The sequence below is a fragment of the Erwinia sorbitola genome, from assembly GCF_009738185.1.
GTDB classification, from domain to species: domain Bacteria; phylum Pseudomonadota; class Gammaproteobacteria; order Enterobacterales; family Enterobacteriaceae; genus Erwinia; species Erwinia sorbitola.
On sequence record NZ_CP046509.1, the window covers coordinates 2,306,554 to 2,326,038 of the forward strand.

Here is a 19,485-nt window from a genome sequence, read left to right on the forward strand (position 1 = left end):
CAGATAATCTCCAGCTGCCCCTGCCTTTGGACGGCTGGCTTATGTCACCTCACGCTCATGCATTTCCGTCAGGGGTTTTAACATGAAAGTAGGCATTATCGGTCTTGGTTTCCGCCTGTCCCATGTGGTTCACGAGTTCAGCAAAGCTGATCCCTCCTTCGAACTGGCAGGTTATTACGATCCCGCACCGGCGGGGCTGGAAAATCTGCGCAGTTTCGGTATTGCTGCCGGAGCGGCATGTGATTCGATAAACGCGCTGCTGGAACTAAGCGGTCTCGATCTGATTCTGGTGGGTTCCCCTAATTTCTTACACCTGGAGCATATTCGCCAGGCGCTGGCGGCGGGTCATCGTGTATTCACGGAAAAACCGGTCGTGATTAATGAAGAGCAGACCATGGAGATGGCAAAGCTGGTGCGCCAGTACGGTAAGGATCGCATTCTGGTGGGGCTGGTGCTGCGCTACTCTCCGCTGTATCACGATCTGCTGACGGCGCGTGATGAAAACCGTTTGGGGGAAATTACGTCGATTGAAGCCACCGAGCATATCAAGCCTTACCATGGTGCTTTTTTCCAGCGTGACTGGCGTCGTCTGGAGAAATACGCCGGCCCCTATATACTTGAAAAGTGCTGCCATGATATCGATCTCTATCAGGGGCTGATGGGCGAGCGCCCGATACGGGTAGCCAGCTTCGGTGGCCGTAAGTCATTTACTCCGGCCCATGCTCCGCAGGGGGCGGTAACGGTGGATTCTGAGGTTTATCACGTTAAGCCGAGCGGATGGTCCAGTACCGATGCCGTCTTTGACAGTGATGCGGATATTGTCGATTACCAGACGGCAATCATTGAATATGCGGGCGGCGCTACTCTTTCTTTCCATGCCAATCTGAATGTGCCCGATGAGTTCCGCCGCTTCTGCGTTATCGGTACTGACGGTATGGCCGAGGGAGACTTTGTGCGTAATTATTTCCGCGTACATAATGCCCGCACCGGCGAAAAAGAGGTCGACACGGCCTACAGCGGTAACGCCTATGACGGCCATTACGGGGCGGATGCGCTGATGGCGGAAGAAATTGTAAAACATATTACCCAGGGGACACCGCTAAAAGTATCGGTGGTGGATGCGCTGGAAGCGGGCCTTACAGCAATTAAAATTGATCAGGCGCGTAAAACACGACAGGTGATCGATTTAACCGAGACCTGGAAAGAATTCGACGCCCACCAGGGCTAAACAGGGGGTGAGTTTACACCTCCCCTGATCCGGTGCGTTCCCCCTCACCGACAGGATGTTATAGCTATACGGACTGGCACTTACTCTCAACCGGCCACTGAGCCGGTTTTTTTTAGTTTAAAGCACTAAACAACCCCGGTCTGTGGCCGATAATAATTCTGCAATGAGTTTATCCCTCTCAAGTCGCCCATTTCATTTCTATCAGGTTCGGAACGTATGTTAACGACGCTTATTTATCGAAGTCGCCTGTGCAAAAGCGTCAGTTCGCCTTTTCTGGAACGGCTTTCAGGCAAAGCACAACGCTTTAATGAGACCGTTGGCGTCACAGGTATTTTGCTGTTTGACGGCGACTACTTTTTACAGATCCTTGAAGGTCAATCTGATGCGATCGATAAGGTGCTTTGCAGAGTCAGTGCCGATCCTCATCACCGCGAAATTGTGCAGCTGATGCGTGATTATGCCCCCGAACGGCGTTTCGGTAATCTGGGTATGGCGATTATTGATATGCGCAACCGGCAGCCCGATGTGCTGATTGAAGAAGTGCTGAAACAAGGTACCGCCAGATATCCGCTCACCTATGGTGATCGGGTATTCAAATTCATCAGAACATTTGTCTCTGGCCCGCGTAAAAGTCATCTGTCGCTGCCTGATGACAGCCGTCAGTGGCGCTTTGAGAGCGATATTCCCTCGGTACAGGTGACACCGTCACGCCCGGATAAAGCCGCCTGTCAGTTTGCCCTGCAACCTGTGGTTGAAACCAGCGTGCGGCAGATAAGCTATCTGGAAGCGCTGATACGCAGCCCTTCCGGCGGCTCTCCCGCAGATTATTTTGCCGCTATCCCGGCCGATAAACTGTATGAAGCCGATTTGTACGCCAAGAATGCTGCTTTTGCTCTGGCAAATCAGATGGATATTGGCAGCGCGCAGATTGCCGTCAATCTTCGCCCGATGTCTCTGGTGATGGTTCCTGGTGCCGTGAATATTCTGCTGGAGCAGATTGCCAGCAATGGTCTGGTGCCGGAACAGGTGGTAGTTGAAGTGACAGAAGATGAATTTATTTCCCGCTTTGATGAGTTTGAAAAGGCTATCCACCAGCTGCGTTATGCCGGTATCAGTCTGGCTATCGACGATTTTGGCGCGGGATTTGCCGGTTTATCTCTGCTCTCCCGGCTTCAGCCAGAAAAACTGAAGATTGATCGCAGCCTGATCGAAAATATTCAGTCTGACGGGCCTAAGCAGGCGATTGTGAAGGCCATTGTCGACTGCTGTTCAGCGCTGGAGATCACCGTGGTAGCCGAAGGGGTGGAAACCGCAGCGGAATGGCGCTGGCTGGAGGCCGCAGGGATACGGCATTTTCAGGGGTATCTGTTTGCCAGACCGCTGCTTAACGGCCTGCCCGCCGTCGCCTGGCCGCATAAAATCTGATGCTGGTGCTTCTGACGATAACGCTGCGCTAACCAAAGGCAGCCTGATGCTTTTTTTTGCGAGCCAGATAATCTTTGTCGGCGCGAATTTGATCCCAGCACGCCTTAAACACCGCCGCCGCAGCCGCCTTCTCTTCATTGAGTTCATAAGGCAGTACCTCTCCATCGGCATCGTACTTCTTGCCGCCTTTATGGTTAGCGTAGCGGCGGGCGCGGGTGTACCCCATCTGAATAAACTTGCGTGCCATATCCATGCCGACGAAATCATCGTCAGTGCGGTACTTTTCAAACAGCGCCATAATCTCCTTTGAAGACTCTTCTGCAATGGCAACCGTTTTGAAGCGCCAGTGCGGCAGGATTTCACCTTTATAAGGCTCAACCATCAAAACCCCCTGCTCTCCGCGTCCCACACGGTATAGCTCAGGATTTTTACGGCAGTCTGTCTGCTTATAATCCTGCTGATAGTCAAACTCCTTCATGGTTACTGCCCCTTCCTGACATGATGTGATTCAGCGCCCGTCAGGCCGCATTTGATACCTTTTAGCCTGGCATAAAGTGCATAGTAAGGCACGTAAAGCGGGTTGAAACGTCTGAGCATCCACTTAAGCCAGAATAAAATATCAATCAAAAAGAATTTCTTATGTTTTTTTGTTAAAAATCATCGTTTGTTGCAGTGTTATACTCTGTTTAGCAGGTAAGATAGGCGCTCAACAGTCGCCAGGAAGAAATATAAAATATATTCAGGTGTTGTGGGTTATTTGCAGGATATGACAGGACATAACAAAGCCAGGGGTATACAGTAGTGATGGCATATCTATTTATAAACTCTTCCTAATAAAATAAATAACAAGGGTTTATTTCAGTATTATCTTTATGTGAGGATGTAATAAATGTTCTTATTTTTTGATGTTTGATATTCACACCACTTTTAAATTTTTAGTTATGAAAGAATCATATGTAACTGGATCAGCCAGCATAACAATGTCTTAACGACCGATGATAATAATCGACAGCTATATGAGGTCTGTTTTATGTCATTTCTTGAGAATGTAATGAAACGCATCAGCAGTGCAACAACATCTACTGTGACCTGCCCGCTCTGTGGACACCGTTCAAGCCATGCAGCCAGTAAAATCCGTAAAAATCAAACGCTGCTTTGTCCGGCCTGCAAATCACTTTTTGTTGTTAATAATCAATAACCGACCACCTCTTCCTTCCCTCCAGCAGATACTGTTTTTTAATTTATTTAGAGCATTTGTGAGATTGTTTCCAACGTAATTTCACAATTGCTCTTGTGCGCCCGCTTCGCCTGAAGAGCCATATTATGAAATTAAGTCCAAAACATTCATTAAAGATGAAATTACGCGAAAAAATCGCCACTATTAAAAGTAAATGGCAGGGAGTGCCGGTGGCGGTTAATGACAGTGCGATCAAAGCAGAGCTATTTTCTGCCGCGCAGATGGAACTTTATGGCCAAAAGCTGGCGCGTTCACATCGCTTGTCACCAGATAAAATTCCTTACTACTTGCTGAAACGTCTGGACGATAACGAGTCAGTAATTACTAAGAATTGCTATCTGCTTAACAGCGCGGAAAAAATCAGTATTGCCCCCGCCGGTGAGTGGCTGCTGGATAACTATTATCTGATTGAAGAACAGATCCGCATGGTGCGGCATCATCTGCCTAAGAACTTTGGTAAAGGACTGCCGGTTCTTGCTGCACCACATGCCTGCCCAAGAATTTATGACATCGCATCGGAAGCGATTGCCCACGGTGACGGACGCTGGGATGTCGCCAGCCTGACCGGCTATATCAGCGCCTATCAGCGCGTCACACCGTTAACTCTGGGAGAGCTTTGGGCGCTGCCGGGTATGTTACGCCTTGCATTGATTGAGAACCTGCGCCGCGTCAGTAGTGAAGTGGCTCAGGCACAAAAAGAGCGCAACCTCGCCGATGCGTGGGTGAGTCAAATCATTGTCTGCGCCGAGAATACTCCGGCCGACCTGGTGATGGTTATCGCGGATATGGCCCGCTCACGCCCTCCTCTCAGCAGTGCATTTGTTGCTGAACTGGTGCGGCGGTTACAGGGCCGGGGCAATTTACTTTCCCTGCCGCTCAACTGGGTTGAGCAGCGGCTGGCAGAAAATGGAACCACTACCGACCAGTTGATACATCATTTTAATCAGCAGCTGGCTGCCAGTCAGCTCTCTGTCAGCAACAGCATCGCTGGTTTACGTTTGCTGAGTGAAACCAACTGGGCTGATTTTTGTGAGGCTTCAAGCCTGGTTGAACAGGTACTGCGCGAGGATCCCGCCGGGATCTATCCGCTGATGCATTTTGATACCCGTGACCACTATCGGCATGTGATCGAAAAGCTGGCCCGTATCAGTCACTTTAGTGAGCTGGATGTTGCGCGTCAGGTTCTGGCCCTCTCACAGGCCGCCAGTTCGCACTTCCCGCAGCACCATATTGGCCATTATCTGATCGGTGAAGAGCGCCATGTACTGGATAAACAGCTGTCAGCTAATACCAACTGGCTGACTCATCTGCGACATCGTTTTAACCAGGAACCGCTGCTGGCATGGCTGGGCAGCCTGTGCCTGTTGACTGTCGGGATCACTGCGGAAATTTTACAAACAACCGCCGAACAGGGCATGAACTGGATAATGTGGCTGCTGGCAGCACCGCTGGCGCTGGTTATCAGTCAGGTGGTGTTGCATCTGCTTAGTGAGGCAACTACCCGCTTCCGCAGCCCGCGCCCGCTTCCGCGTATGGATTTCTCCAACGGCGTTCCGGCCGAATTCAGCACCATGATTGCCATTCCCTGCCTGCTCACCAGTCGCAAGGCGGCAGAGGCGCTGCTTAATAGTGTGGAAGTCTTCTATCTGGGTAACAACAGTGACAATCTCTATTTTGCCTTGCTGACAGATTTCAGCGACTCGTTAACAGAGAGCAAGCCGGAAAACGACATGCTGCTGGAATGGACGATTTCACAAATCCACAGCCTTAATCGCCGTTATGCGCCCGATCGCCCGCTATTCTTCTTGCTGCATCGCTCATCCACGTGGAACGAGCAGCAGGGTGTATGGATGGGATATGAGCGCAAACGTGGCAAGCTGGCGGCACTTAACAGCTGGTTGCGCCAGCCCGCAGCACAGTTTTCTCATTGCGCTGGAGATGATAAATCCTTCCCTGTTGCGGTCAGATATGTCATTACGCTGGATAGCGATACGGTGCTCCCGCGTGATACTGCCCATAAACTGGTCGCAACGATGGCGCATCCGCTCAACCATCCGATTTATGATGCTGAGAAACAGCGGGTGGTGAAAGGTTACGGCATTTTGCAGCCAGGACTGGCTGAAGAGATCCCCCTTTCCGGTCAGGGTCGCTATGCGGCGATATGCAGCAGCCTGCCGGGTAACAACCCTTACTCAATGATGTCCTCAGATATTTACCAGGATCTGTTTGGCGAAGGAACATTTGTCGGCAAAGGGATCTATGATGTTGATATTTTTGCGCAAGCGACAGCGAACACCTGTCCTGAAAATCTGGTACTGAGTCATGACCTGCTTGAAGGGTGCTACGCACGTTCCGGGTTGCTGAGTGAGGTGCTGCTTTACGAGCAGTATCCGGCCAACTATTTATCTGATGTTGCACGGCGCACCCGCTGGATACGTGGCGACTGGCAGCTTCTCAACTGGCTAAAGCTGCGGGTAACAAGGGCTGATGGCTCCCGTGATAAGAATCCGCTCAGTACGCTGTCACGCTGGAAATTAGTCGATAACCTTCGCCGCAGCCTGGTGGCCCCGGCCCTGCTGCTGCTGCTGTTTGCCGCGGTACTGTGGGTTCCGAATCCGCTTTACTGGCTCGTCTTACTGGCGATGGTTCTGCTGTTACCCACTGCTCTGGCGATGGTTCAGGATCTCCTGTTCAGCAGTGTTCCGCTATTGCAGCGCCTTACTGGCGTAATCTCCGGCACGCTGCGCCGTTTGACACATATTTTTATCTCTTTTGCCACGCTGCCTCATGAGGCGGGCTACTCCTTACAGGCGATTTTTACCACCCTATGGCGACTGGGAATCTCACGCCGTAACCTTAATCAGTGGGCCAGCGTTGATCCTTACTCCGGAGCGGAAAAAACATCACCGACCCGTTTCTATCGCGCCATGGGGTTTAATGTTTTTTGCGGTCTGCTGCTGACGTCGCTGACTGCGCATTATGCACCGGCGTTGCTATGGTTTGCCGTACCTGTCAGCGTGCTGTGGTGCCTGGCACCGTTACTTCTCAGCTGGCTGAGTCGCACTCCCGCCCCGGTTACCGCGGCGCTGAATAGCGGACAAAAACGTTTGTTACGCCAGTCCGGCCGCGAGATTTGGGCGTTTTTCGACCACTTCGCCAGCGCTGAAGAGAACTGGCTGCCGCCGGATAATTATCAGGAACAGCCGAAACCGGCGATCGCCCATCGCACTTCGCCTACCAATATTGGCCTTTCACTGCTGGCCAACCTCACCGCATATGACTTTGGCTACATACCCGGATCTGAGGCGCTGAGACGTATCACCCTGACCCTCGATACGCTGGATAAAATGGAGCATTATCGCGGGCACCTGTTCAACTGGTACGATACCCGCACCCTTGCGCCCCTGAATCCACGCTATGTATCCAGCGTTGACAGCGGCAATATGGCCGGGCACTTGTTAACGCTTAGTTCGGGGTTAACCCGGCTGCGTCATCAGCCGGTTATGGATGTCAGCAGGATGCTGGAAGGTCTGGATGATACCCTGACCCTGCTGGAAAACCGCTGGGGCCAGAATGCACCCACCACACTGCGTCAGCTGCATAAACACTGCCGTAATGCCTCGGAGCTGCACCCGTCGCAGCTGCTGGATGAACTGAGGAAAATGGAGGGATTGAGTCAGCGCCTGCACCCTGCCGGTTCCGATGAAAATACCCCTGTTACCCGCTGGATTAGTCATCTTCAGCAACAGCTGACGCTATTTTGTCATGCATGGTCGTCGCTGCTGGGCTGGATTACTCCGGACTGGCAGGGTTCAACTCTGCCCTCCCTGTGCTGGCTGTCAACCGCCACGCCGGAGGGGCCAGGAGCGCCGACCGCTGAAACGCTGATCGCGGCACGTATACAGATCGATATTATCGCCGAGCTGGAACTGCGGCTGGCCGCGCATGCCAGAATGGATTTCGCCTTCCTGTATAACGAAGTCACTAACCAGCTCAGTGTTGGTTATGATTGTGATAATAACCGGCTGGACAGCAGTCATTACGATCTGTTCCCGTCAGAGATCCGTTTGACGACCTATCTGACCATCGCCACTAATCAGCTACCCGTCAAAAGCTGGTTTGCACTCGGACGTCTGTTTACCAAAATTGGCCACGATACGGCGCTGATGTCCTGGAGTGGCTCGATGTTCGAATATCTGATGCCTGATCTGGTGATGCCAACCTATCCGGGCAGCCTGATGAAGCAAATGAGCCTCTCTGCGGTTAATCGACAGATTGAATGGGGCAAAGAGCGTGGCGTGCCGTGGGGAGTCTCGGAATCGGGTTATTACGCCTTTGATGCCTCACAAAACTATCAGTATCACGCATTTGGTGTGCCGGGACTCGGTCTTAAGCGTGGGCTGGCAGGCGATATGGTGGTGGCCCCTTATGCCACTTTCCTGGCGTTAATGGTCACGCCAGGTAAAGCCTGCGACAACCTCGCCGTGCTGGAAAAAAACGGCGCTCATGGGGAATATGGTTTTTATGAAGCGCTTGATTACACCCCATCGCGTCAGGCCAGTGGCCAGAGGTTTGCTATCGTCCGCTCCTGGATGGCTCACCACCAGGGGATGTCGTTCCAGGCACTATCACATCTGCTGCACGATGCACCGATGACAGAGCGCTTTATGGCGGTACCTGCGTTTCAGTCCGCGCGGCTGCTATTGCAGGAACGGGTGCCTCATAATATCGAGCTTTACAGCCCGCGCAGGCATTTTGACGCACATGAAGGAACGCTGTTACCGGTTCATTATCAGCCGCGCGAGTTCACCGACGTGGACAGCAGCGCGCCGGAAGTTCAGCTGCTGTCAAATGAGCACTATCATCTGATGGTGACGCAGGCCGGCGGCGGCTACAGCCGTTGGAATGACCTGGCCCTCACCCGCTGGCGCAGTGATACCACCTGCGATAACTGGGGATCGTACTGCTATATCAGCGACGAAAAAACCGGAGAAGTGTGGAGTAATACCTGGCAGCCAGTGGGATCAGAACCCGATGAATATAAGGCCTCATTTACTGATGCCGGAGTAGAATTTACCCGCAGGCAAGGCACGCTGCATATCAAAACGCAGATTGTGGTTTCCCCTGAAGATGATATTGAACTGCGCCGCATTACGCTGACCAATCGGGGCCGCCAGCCACGTACGGTGGCACTCACCAGCTATGCGGAAGTGGTACTGGCCTCTGCCGGGAGCGATCAGGCTCACCCCGCTTTCAGTAATCTTTTTGTCCAGACCGAATGGATCGCCGATCATGAAGCGATCCTCTGCCATCGCCGGGCGCGTACGCCGGAAGAACAGAGCCCGTGGCTTTTTCATATGATGGTCGTGCATGGCAGAACGGAAAAAACAGCGTCGTTTGAAACCGACCGCGCTGCTTTTATCGGGCGCGGAAATGATACTTCCAGCGCTCTGGCTCCCGGGCAGAGTGGCCCGCTTGGTAACAGTGCGGGAGCAGTGCTTGATCCGGTGATGGCCGTGCGCCAGTCCCTGCTGTTGCAGCCTGGTGTTCCGGTGATCGTTGATATGGTGTACGGCGTTACGCCTGCTCGTGAGCTTAGTCAGGCGCTGCTGGAAAAATACCGTGATTCAGCGATTGCCGACCGCGTATTTGAGCTGGCATGGTCACACAGCCAGATTGTACTGCGCCAGATGAATGCCAATGAAGATGATGCATCGCTGTTTAACCGTGTTGCCAGCGCGGTGCTGTTCCCTGGTCCCGAGCTGCGGGCAGAAGCACAAATCATCGCCCGTAACCGACGTGGTCAGAGTGGTCTGTGGGGCTGGACTATCTCCGGAGATCTGCCGATTGTTATTCTGAACGTCGCCAGTGCGGAGAGCATTCCGCTGATTAATACGCTGATGCAGGCCCACCATTACTGGCGTCTTAAAGGGCTGGCTGTGGATCTGGTGATCCTGAATGATGGCCCGGGAGGTTATCAGCAAACGCTGCATAACCAGATTATGAACCTGATAGCCGCTGGCTCTGAGTCAGGCCTGACTGATAAATCGGGCGGTATATTTTTACGCAATGGTCAGCATCTTTCGCCAGAGGATCGTGTGCTGCTGCTGAGTGTGGCACGAGTGGTGATTGACGATCGCGCCGGTGGGCTGAAAGAGCAGCTTAATCTGCGGATGCAGACGGCGCTATCGTTACCGCTGCCTTTACCGCTGGTAACACCTGCTGATCTCCCTGCAAGTCAGCACCTCGAGTGGCAGCCGGATACTGACTCCCTGATCTTCTTCAACGGTCGGGGCGGCTTCTCTCCCGATGGACGCGAATATCAAATTCTGCTCGGTGAAGCGGGATCTACGCCAGCACCATGGTCAAATGTGATCGCTAATGACAGCTTTGGTACCGTGATTTCAGAGGCCGGACAAGCCTATACCTGGTTTGAAAATGCCCATGAATACCGGCTGACTCCATGGGAGAACGATCCGGTAAGCGATCGTTCTGGTGAAGCCTTCTATCTGCGTGATGAAGAGACGGGCGCTGTCTGGTCTCCGACTACTCTGCCCGTGCAGGGCCAGGGGCACTATCTCAGCCGTCACGGTTTTGGTTACAGCGTATTCAGCCACCGGGAAACCGGTCTGGACAGCGAGCTGACGGTGTTGGTAGCGGAACATGCGCCTGTGAAGCTGGCCATTCTGACCGTCGCCAATAACTCTGGCCGCACCAGGATGATATCTGTTACCGGCTACGTTGAATGGACGCTGGGCGAATCGCGCAGTAAGTCAGCTATGCATATCATCACTTCTCCTTCAGCGGTGAGGGCCGGATGCGGTGTGCTGGCTAACAACTACTACAGCAGCAACGGCTCTGACAGAACGGCGTTTTTCGCGGTGACCGGGGCGCACTGCTCTCTCACCGGCGATCGCCGGGCCTTCCTCGGCCGTCACGGTTCCCGTCACTCTCCTGCGGCGATGACACAGCGCAGATTGCCGGACACCACCGGAGCCGGGCTTGATCCCTGTGCGGCAGTTCAGTCGGCCACGACGCTAATCGATGGCGATCAGCGGACGTTTATTTTCGCTCTTGGCATCGGGCAAAACCCACAGGATGCGGAGGCGCTGATCGCTCATTATTTGAATGAAGATGCGGCCCGTCATGAACTGGCGCAGGTGCACCAGCACTGGCATAACATCCTGGATAAAGTCGTGGTCACCACTCCCGATCCGTCAGTCAACCTGCTGGTTAACGGCTGGCTGCTGTATCAGACGCTTGCCTGCCGGATTATGGCACGCAGCGGCTACTATCAGTCGGGAGGCGCATTCGGCTTCCGTGACCAGCTGCAGGATACTCTTGCCCTCAGCCATACCGCTCCTGAGCGTCTGCGCGACCAGATAGTGCTGTGCGCCTCAAGACAGTTTATTGAGGGCGATGTCCAGCACTGGTGGCACCCGCCTCTTGGGAACGGCGTGCGTACACGCTGTTCGGATGATTATCTCTGGCTGCCGCTGGCGATATGCCATTACGTGACCACCACCGGGGATACTGCGCTGCTGGACGAATCAGTTCCCTACCTTGAGGGGCGTCAGCCTGCGGCTGGTGAGGAGTCGGTATATGAACAGCCGACCATCAGTGCCATTGAGGAGACGGTTTGGCAGCACGGGTTGAAAGCCCTGCTCCACGGCCTGCGTTTTGGGGAACATGGACTGCCGCTGATAGGAACCGGCGACTGGAATGACGGTATGAACCTGGTGGGTATTGAAGGTGAAGGAGAAAGCGTCTGGCTCGGGTTCTTCCTGTACGATATTTTGCTGCGTTTTGCCGCTCTGGCCGACCAGCGCGGGCAGACGGATATTGCCAGACAGTGCCGTAAGGAAGCCGGTAAGCTGAAAAATAATCTCAACACCGCAGGATGGGATGGCGAATGGTATCGCCGGGGTTATTTTGATAACGGCGAACCACTGGGATCTCACCTGTCGCAGGCCTGCCAGATTGATGCCATAGCCCAGAGCTGGGCGGTACTCTCCGGCGCAGGTACGCCGGAACAGTGTGCACAAGCGATGCAGGCGCTGGACAGGCGGCTGGTCGATGAAGATGCCGGGATGATTAAGCTGTTAACGCCGCCATTTAATGGCGACGGGCCTAATCCCGGGTATATCCAGGGGTACGTCCCCGGCGTTCGTGAAAACGGCGGGCAATATACTCATGGGGCAATCTGGGCGGTTATGGCGTTTGCACAGCGGGGAAACAGTGAGAGAGCGTGGCAGCTGTGGTCGATGATCAACCCGATAAATCACAGCCTGGATGCTGGTGCAGTGGCACGCTATAAAGTAGAGCCTTATGTGATGACGGCCGACATCTATAGCGTTGCGCCTCATACCGGGCGCGGTGGCTGGAGCTGGTACACAGGTTCGGCAGGCTGGGCTTATCGGCTGCTGGTCGAGTCTTTGCTCGGGATCACCCGTGAAGGAGGCAGCCTCTCTGTCAGGCCGGTGTTACCTGAAGCCTGGCCTGCTGTCAGCCTCACTTATCGCCACGCCAGCAGCGAGTATCATATTCAGATTTCACGCGCGGGAGAAGGTTACAGTGTCACGCTGGACGGTGTTATCCAGCCCGGGGAACGCATTCCGCTGCTGGATGATGGACAACATCATCAGGTGGAGATCAGCCTGGGTGACAACGTCAGAAAGGAACCTGCTGACGGCATACGGTAAGCAACAGCTGACGCAGCCAGCGATGGGCCGGATCGGCTTCGGAACGAGGATGCCACATCTGTGATACGGTGATACTGCCGGTTTTCACCGGCAGTTCAAATATATGCAGAATTCCGGCGGGCTGATTAAGTAAAAAAGAGGCCGGAACCAGCGCCACCAGCTCGGATGCGCGGGCTACGGCCACCGCAGCAGGAAAAGCAGGCACCACGGCGTTTATCTGGCGGAACAGGCCGGATTCTGCCAGCGCCCGATCCACCGGGCCTTCTGCCCGGCCGCTGCGTGATGCCACCACATGGCCATAAGCGATATAGTCGTTTATGCCGACCTTTGGTAACAGTGACAGCGGATGTCCATTTCGCACCACGCCAACAAAACGATCGCGAAACAGCGCCTGTAAGCGAATTTCCGGCCCCATATCCCCTGCTACACCAATTTCCAGATCGACCCGTCCCTCGCGCAGCGGCTTAACGCTCTTTTCCGCCTTTGCGGCAAAAGTCAGCCGAACACGGGGTGCCGACGCGGCTGCGGCGGCTATTAATGCCGGGCCAAAGGCTTCCACAAAACCGTCATTGGCGCGTAGCGTAAAAGTACATTCAAGACTCGCCGGATGCAGTTCAGCACCCGCAGGACGCAGCACTGCACGAGCCTCAAATACTGCGTTCTGGCTGCGTTCGCGAAGCGCTTCGGCCTGGGGCGTCAGTACCATATTTCGCCCGGCACGCACCAGCAGCGGATCGCCAGTGACGCTCCGCAGGCGGCTGAGAGTACGGCTCATCGCCGAAGCACTCAACCCCAGACGCCGTGCAGCTGCCGCTACGCTGACTTCAGTGAGCAGCACATCAAGGGCAATCAGTAAATTAAGATCGGGTTCAGTCATGGCAGCAACGTGACCTGGTGATAAGTAACAGAAAGAAAAGTCGGCTAGCGTACCAGCGCCGCCAGTTCAGGATCCGCCATCAGCCGCTGCCAGGCCTGTTCGACGGCATGCGGCACATCAACATGGCCGATAAACCCAAGACCCAGCGGGCCATAGCCATTATGATCGTCACGCAGCCGACGCACTTCGCCCAGCGCCATGGAAACATAGCGCTCCAGCGTCCATAGCCCCTGCTGCGACGCGGCACCGCTCATCACAATCTGACCGTCCTGTAACGTCAGTTGCGGAATAAAGACCGGCCAGCTGATAAAATCCGCCTGTCGACCCTGACGCTGCCATTCGTGCTCAAAGGTCTCCACCGTTCTGCGCTGCATTAGCGGATCCTGAATAATAATAATACGGCGAGCCTCGATCTCACGGGCCTGTAAGATTCTGCGGCTGAAGGCAGCGTTCTCGCCACAATTGCGGGACTGATCTTCAACAATCAGCCGTTCAGGATGTATGCCAAACCTTTCCACCGCGACATCGGCCAGCAGCTGTGCTTCGCTTGATGCTGCGCTGGTTATCTGCATCTCATTTAATGCCGTTTTCAGTAGCCCGGTGGAGTGCCCAACGCCGCCGCTGAGTAATACAGGGATCGTGGTTGCCGCCAGGCGGGAAAATGCACCGAGGATCCCGGGAAGCACCGCATGGCCCGCAAGGATAGCGACATCGCCGTGCAGATCCTGCTCACCGCTGATGTCATTCACGGCAAGCCAGTGAGAAATCGTATTGAGATAGTCAAGATTCTGCGGGTTAAGGATCATAACCGGAGGCTTTTGCTGAGAGTACATCTGATGGATGATAACACCGATACTTTGTATTTTGCGAACAGGCATAGCACGGATGCTATGCCCTGGTTCAAAATCCGGGCGAACCCGGTGTTGCTATGGTCAGCCTGATATTACAGGGACATATCGACCACAATACGCCCTTCAATTTTACCGGCATGCATGCGGGCGAAGATATCGTTGATATTCTCCAGCGGCTCGACGGAAATACTGGCGGCTACTTTGTGACGTCCGGCAAAATCGAGAGACTCTTGCAGGTCTTTACGGGTACCTACAATTGATCCGCGAATAGTGGTACCATCCAGCACCATATCGAAGATCGACATGTCGAATTTACCCGGTGGCAGACCGTTCAGCACCATGGTGCCGCCACGGCGCATAGTACCAATCGCCTGTTCGAAGGCTTTCGGTGATACCGCCGTCACCAGCACACCATGTGCCCCGCCAAACTCTTCTTTAAACACCTTAGCCGGGTCAACTTTCAGGGCGTTTGCCGTTACGGTTGCACCAAGACGTTTAGCAAAGGCCAGCTTCTCGTCGTCAATATCCACTGCTGCTACGTTAAAGCCCATGGCAACCGCGTACTGCACGGCCATATGCCCCAACCCGCCAATACCGGAAATAACCACCCAGTCACCTGCTTTGGCTTCGGTCATTTTCAGCCCTTTATATACCGTGACACCGGCACAAAGGATCGGGGCGATTTCGTTATAACCGATGTTATCCGGCAGAATACCGACGTAGTTTGCATCGGCCAGGCAATATTCAGCGAAGCTGCCGTTAACCGAGTAACCAGCGTTTTGCTGCGAATGGCACAGGGTTTCCCAGCTGTCCAGACAGTGTTCGCAATGGCCACAGGCGGAGTATAACCATGGTACGCCCACGCGATCCCCTTCCTTTATGTGCTTTACGCCGTCGCCCACCTTGACCACATAACCCACGCCTTCATGACCAGGAATAAACGGTGGCTGTGGTTTTACCGGCCAGTCACCTTCCGCTGCGTGCAAGTCCGTATGGCAAACGCCAGTGGCAACAATTTTTACCAGCAGCTGGCCCGGGCCTACTTCAGGAATCGGTACCTGTTCAATTACCAGAGGTTTGCCAAAGGCTTTAACTACTGCGGCTTTCATCGTTTTCATTTTCAGTCCTCGAAGGAAAACAGGCTTAAAATAGCCCTAAAGGTGCTGTGTCATAGCTGACCAGCAGATTTTTGGTTTGCTGATAGGCATTCAATGCCATTTTGTGGGTTTCACGCCCTACGCCTGAGTTTTTGTAGCCCCCAAACGCAGCATGTGCAGGATAAATGTGGTAGCAGTTTGTCCAGACGCGGCCCGCTTTAATATTGCGGCCCATGCGATACGCCAGGTTACTGTCGCGCGTCCAGATCCCGGCCCCCAGACCAAACTGTGTCTCATTAGCGATAGCCAATGCTTCGGCTTCATCTTTGAAGGTTGTAATCCCGATAACCGGGCCAAAGATTTCTTCCTGGAAACAACGCATCTTGTTGTCACCTTTAATCAGGGTCGGCTGGATGTAATAACCGTTATCCAGCTCAGGAGAGATAGAGGCGCGTTCACCGCCGGTAAGGATATTTCCGCCTTCCTCACGCGCTATATCAATATAGGAGAGAATTTTATCAAACTGCTGAAGCGATGACTGCGCCCCGATCATTGTCTCGGTATCCAGCGGGTCACCGCGTCGGATTGTAGCCACTTTTGCCATCACTTTTTCCATAAACGGCGCGTAAATCGACTCATGGATAAGCGCGCGGGACGGACAGGTGCAGACTTCACCCTGATTGAAGAAACCGAGTAGCAGGCCCTCCACCGCTTTATCAATAAACTCCGGGTCGCCACTCATCACATCGGCAAAGTAAATATTCGGCGACTTTCCGCCCAGTTCGACGGTGCAGGGAATAATATTTTCCGCAGCACAGGCCATGATATGCCGGCCTACCGGAGTGGAGCCGGTAAAAGCAATTTTGGCGATACGCTTACTGGTCGCCAGCGCCTCACCTGCTTCACGGCCAAAGCCCTGTACAATGTTTAATACGCCAGCCGGGAAGATGTCACCGGCAAGTTCCAGCAGCAGAGTGATAGCCAGCGGGGTCTGTTCAGCGGGTTTCAATACTACGCAATTGCCTGCCGCCAGTGCCGGGGCCAGCTTCCACGCCGCCATTAACAGGGGAAAGTTCCACGGGATGATCTGCCCGACTACGCCCAGCGGTTCATGAAAATGATAGGCGACTGTTTTCTCGTCAATCTCCGCCGCGCTGCCTTCTTGTGCACGCAGACACCCGGCAAAATAACGGAAGTGATCAATAGCCAGCGGAAGGTCAGCGTTAAGGGTTTCACGAATTGGTTTGCCGTTATCCCAGCTTTCAGCGACTGCAAGATATTCAAGGTTAGCTTCAATACGGTCGGCAAGCTGTAGTAACAGGTTTGAGCGATGCTGCACGCTGGTTTTCCCCCAGTCCGCAGCGGCACGATGGGCAGCGTCAAGGGCAGCATCAATATCACGGGCGTCGGAACGCGGGAAATGTGCGATATCACTGCCGTTTACCGGGGAGGTATTCATAAAGTAACGACCGCTTTGCGGTTCTACGAATTTTCCATCAATAAAGTTGCCATAGGATGCTTTGAAGGACACTAAAGCCCCGGGTGTACCTGGATGGGAGTAACGCATCGCTAAATCCTCTTGTAGGGTAGGTCTTCGAGAGATAAACAACCGCGCTGCAAACCAGTTCTCGACTTTGTCACGGTTGACCCTTCCCTTTTGCACACATCGTGCCAGTTCTTAATTTCATTTCAATCGTAAAATTACGATAATTATCAAATATATGGAGGTAGGCCATTTGGGGTATTTTTTCGGCGGAAGAGAAACTTCCGCAACTGTGTTGCAAATCGCAACACAACAAAAACTTGATGGCTACAATATCGCAACAACATCATCAAGGCGTGAGGTTTTTAATGCAGGGAAATTCGTCAGCCGTCAGCACTTATGGGATCGCCACAGACCCCCTTCTCAATGACTCCTGGTATCGCAGCCAGCTTTACGGGCTGGATCGCCTTTCCGACGACTTTCCCCGTATCCGCCAGTCTGAGCTGGCAGACCTGCTTGCTCACCACTCTGCACTGCAACAGTTTGCGCGGCCGACTATTCGGATCCTGGCTGAAAAAATCGCTGATAAGCAGGCCGTGGTGATCCTGTCTGATGCCAGTGGCCTGGTGCTGAATACTTTTGGCGATATGCAGGCGCTGCAAAAAGCAGAGCGTTTTGCCCTTGCTCCGGGAAATTTGTGGAGCGAGTGCGGACGCGGCACCAATGCCATTGGCACAGCCCTCGCCATTGAAGAGTGCTGTGAAATTGACGGGCAGCAGCATTTCCTCACCAGCAACCAGGGGTTGTACTGCGCCGCGATCCCCCTGCAAAGCCCCTGCGGGAAGATTGCCGGCGTGCTTGATATCTCCGGCCCTGCCAATTTTGCGCACCCCCATACTCTGGCGCTGCTCAAGGATGCCGCACAACAGATCGAGTATCTGTGGGTAAAACAGAGCCTGAATCCAGACCAGTGGATAATGAACCTGCACCGGAAAATTGAAGGTCTCGACCGCGCTGATGAACTGCTGCTGGTGTTCTCAGATAATATGCTGATGGCGGCGAATCGGGTGGCGATGCGCGAGCTTGAACTGAGTGCTGAACAGATGGGCAGTGTCACTTTCCAGCAGCTGTTTCCGCAGTCAGAACAGCAGGCAAACCTGGTGCCCCAATCGTTGACCACCGCTGACCAGCAGCACTATTTCTTCCGCCTGCGCGCGCCAACACGCACCCGCTTTCACTCTGCTGACGTTACCCCCTCCGCGCTGCCTTTTTCTCTGCGTGATGACGGCAACAAAATGGTGCGCCTGATGAATGCGGGCGTTTCTCTCTGCCTGCATGGGGAAACCGGTAGCGGTAAAGAGTATGTCAGCCGGGCGCTGCATCAGCAGAGCCGCTGGCAGAGGGGAAAGTTTGTTGCCATTAACTGTGCCGCGATTCCGGAATCGCTGATTGAGTCAGAACTGTTTGGTTATCAGCCTGGTGCGTTTACCGGAGCCAGTAAAAATGGCTATATCGGTAAAATTCGCGAAGCTGACGGCGGCGTGCTGTTCCTTGATGAAATTGGCGATATGCCGTTAGCGTTGCAAACCCGTCTGCTGCGGGTATTGCAGGAGAAAGAGGTGGCTCCGCTAGGTTCCAGCCGCAGCTGGCCGGTAAGTTTTGCCGTTATCAGTGCCACTCACCGTAATTTGCCTCAGCTGGTGGCGGACGGCACCTTCCGCGAAGATCTGCTCTACCGCTTGCAGGAATTTGCGCTGACTATTCCGCCGCTGCGGGAATGGCCGGAACTGGACACCTTTATTATGCAGCTCTGGCAGAATATGGGGGGAGAACAGCGCGGGATCAGCATGAAGCCACAGCTGCTGGATATCCTGGTGCAGCACCCATGGCCCGGTAATGTTCGACAGCTGCGTAGCCTGCTGAAAGTACTGCTGGCGCTGGCAGAAGATAATGAAGAGCTGGATTGCAGCAGTCTGCCTGCCGAATACCGGATGGCAGTGAGTGAGCCGCTGCCTGCGCTGCAACAGCATGATGAGCAGCTGATTGCCGCTACTCTGCAACGTTTCAACGGCAATATCAGTAAAACGGCTGAAGCACTGGGCGTGGCACGCAGCACCCTGTATCGGCGTGCTGCGCGCAGCCATACTGTGGCAGGTCAGTTACCCAGTAAATCGGTACCATAAGAGTTATCAACAGTGCAGATCCAGCCGTCGTCCGGCTGATGCCGAAACACATAGGTGGCGCGCCGGGTGGTGGTGATCGTGCCGCCTGTGCCGTCCGGGTAGTGCAGGACAGTTTCCATAATCACCAGTGCATCACCCGCCCCCTCGATCACCTGCATCTCGCCCTGCTCTACCCGCAGCTGCCCCTGAAAATGGTCGGAAATAGCGATAAATGCCTTACGGATATTCTCGCGCCCTCTGACAATCATGCCCGGTTTAACCACCAGAGCTGCATCCTCTGCATAGTTGCGCATCAGGCTGTCAAAATCGCGTGCACTGATTGCACGGTCGCAGGCTTCTATGATCAGGCGTATCGGGTGTGAACTCATGGATCAGATCTCCGCACTGTGGAAGTTATAACGC

At 54.0% G+C, this 19,485-nt stretch carries 11 protein-coding genes; 5 read left to right on the forward strand and 6 right to left on the reverse strand.

Annotated features, from left to right (window positions below):
- Nucleotides 1–82: 82 nt before the first annotated feature.
- Both GN242_RS10325 and GN242_RS10330 read left to right on the forward strand, forming a co-directional pair.
- Complete coding sequence (locus GN242_RS10325) at nt 83–1,228, forward strand: Gfo/Idh/MocA family protein (protein ID WP_154751173.1); 1,146 nt, start codon at nt 83–85, stop codon at nt 1,226–1,228.
- A gap of 216 nt (nt 1,229–1,444) precedes the next feature.
- Nucleotides 1,445–2,653, forward strand: a complete 1,209-nt coding sequence (locus GN242_RS10330; protein ID WP_154751172.1) for a diguanylate phosphodiesterase — start codon at nt 1,445–1,447, stop codon at nt 2,651–2,653.
- A gap of 28 nt (nt 2,654–2,681) precedes the next feature.
- On the opposite strand, the gene GN242_RS10335 is transcribed toward GN242_RS10330, so the two are convergent.
- Nucleotides 2,682–3,131 carry a DUF4385 domain-containing protein gene (locus tag GN242_RS10335; RefSeq protein ID WP_156287427.1) on the reverse strand — a complete coding sequence of 150 codons (450 nt, stop codon included), beginning with the start codon at nt 3,129–3,131 and terminating at the stop codon, nt 2,682–2,684.
- A 552-nt stretch (nt 3,132–3,683) separates the two neighbouring features.
- Here GN242_RS10335 and GN242_RS21775 point away from each other — a divergent pair.
- Together GN242_RS21775 and GN242_RS10340 are read left to right on the forward strand one after the other, a co-directional pair.
- On the forward strand, nt 3,684–3,851 hold the full coding sequence (locus tag GN242_RS21775) for a YnfU family zinc-binding protein (protein ID WP_255474417.1): 168 nt from the start codon (nt 3,684–3,686) through the stop codon (nt 3,849–3,851).
- 125 nt (nt 3,852–3,976) lie between these two features.
- The gene (locus tag GN242_RS10340; protein ID WP_374189826.1) at nt 3,977–12,592 is read left to right on the forward strand and encodes a glycoside hydrolase family 94 protein; all 8,616 of its coding nucleotides are present in this window, start codon (nt 3,977–3,979) and stop codon (nt 12,590–12,592) included.
- Here GN242_RS10340 and GN242_RS10345 read toward each other — a convergent pair.
- The 4 genes from GN242_RS10345 to exaC form a co-directional block, all read right to left on the reverse strand.
- Nucleotides 12,561–13,469, reverse strand: a complete 909-nt coding sequence (locus GN242_RS10345; protein WP_156287428.1) for a LysR family transcriptional regulator — start codon at nt 13,467–13,469, stop codon at nt 12,561–12,563. The genes GN242_RS10340 and GN242_RS10345 overlap by 32 nt on opposite strands.
- Nucleotides 13,470–13,513: 44 nt before the next feature.
- Nucleotides 13,514–14,347, reverse strand: coding sequence for a YdcF family protein (locus GN242_RS10350; protein ID WP_230320635.1), 834 nt, complete (start codon nt 14,345–14,347; stop codon nt 13,514–13,516).
- 65 nt (nt 14,348–14,412) lie between these two features.
- Nucleotides 14,413–15,438: an alcohol dehydrogenase AdhP gene (gene adhP, locus GN242_RS10355; RefSeq protein ID WP_156287429.1), complete on the reverse strand. Its 1,026-nt coding sequence runs from the start codon at nt 15,436–15,438 to the stop codon at nt 14,413–14,415.
- 25 nt (nt 15,439–15,463) lie between these two features.
- Nucleotides 15,464–16,984, reverse strand: a complete 1,521-nt coding sequence (gene exaC, locus GN242_RS10360; protein WP_154751168.1) for an acetaldehyde dehydrogenase ExaC — start codon at nt 16,982–16,984, stop codon at nt 15,464–15,466.
- A 284-nt stretch (nt 16,985–17,268) separates the two neighbouring features.
- Here exaC and GN242_RS10365 point away from each other — a divergent pair, with 284 nt between their 5' ends.
- Nucleotides 17,269–19,083, forward strand: coding sequence for a sigma-54-dependent Fis family transcriptional regulator (locus GN242_RS10365; RefSeq protein ID WP_154751167.1), 1,815 nt, complete (start codon nt 17,269–17,271; stop codon nt 19,081–19,083).
- Here GN242_RS10365 and GN242_RS10370 read toward each other — a convergent pair.
- Nucleotides 19,056–19,451 (reverse strand): YybH family protein, encoded by a 396-nt coding sequence (locus GN242_RS10370; protein ID WP_156287430.1) that lies wholly within the window; start codon nt 19,449–19,451, stop codon nt 19,056–19,058. The genes GN242_RS10365 and GN242_RS10370 overlap by 28 nt on opposite strands.
- Nucleotides 19,452–19,485: the final 34 nt, after the last annotated feature.

Excerpts from the sequence above, each read along its gene's own strand:
- GN242_RS10325 (WP_154751173.1), top strand. The coding sequence starts at position 83 with ATGAAAGTAGGCATTATCGGTCTTGGTTTCCGCCTGTCCCATGTGGTT.
- GN242_RS10330 (WP_154751172.1), top strand. The coding sequence starts at position 1,445 with ATGTTAACGACGCTTATTTATCGAAGTCGCCTGTGCAAAAGCGTCAGT.
- GN242_RS10335 (WP_156287427.1), bottom strand. The coding sequence starts at position 3,131 with ATGAAGGAGTTTGACTATCAGCAGGATTATAAGCAGACAGACTGCCGT.
- GN242_RS21775 (WP_255474417.1), top strand. The coding sequence starts at position 3,684 with ATGTCATTTCTTGAGAATGTAATGAAACGCATCAGCAGTGCAACAACA.
- GN242_RS10340 (WP_374189826.1), top strand. The coding sequence starts at position 3,977 with ATGAAATTAAGTCCAAAACATTCATTAAAGATGAAATTACGCGAAAAA.
- GN242_RS10345 (WP_156287428.1), bottom strand. The coding sequence starts at position 13,469 with ATGACTGAACCCGATCTTAATTTACTGATTGCCCTTGATGTGCTGCTC.
- GN242_RS10350 (WP_230320635.1), bottom strand. The coding sequence starts at position 14,347 with ATGCCTGTTCGCAAAATACAAAGTATCGGTGTTATCATCCATCAGATG.
- adhP (WP_156287429.1), bottom strand. The coding sequence starts at position 15,438 with ATGAAAACGATGAAAGCCGCAGTAGTTAAAGCCTTTGGCAAACCTCTG.
- exaC (WP_154751168.1), bottom strand. The coding sequence starts at position 16,984 with ATGCGTTACTCCCATCCAGGTACACCCGGGGCTTTAGTGTCCTTCAAA.
- GN242_RS10365 (WP_154751167.1), top strand. The coding sequence starts at position 17,269 with ATGCAGGGAAATTCGTCAGCCGTCAGCACTTATGGGATCGCCACAGAC.
- GN242_RS10370 (WP_156287430.1), bottom strand. The coding sequence starts at position 19,451 with ATGAGTTCACACCCGATACGCCTGATCATAGAAGCCTGCGACCGTGCA.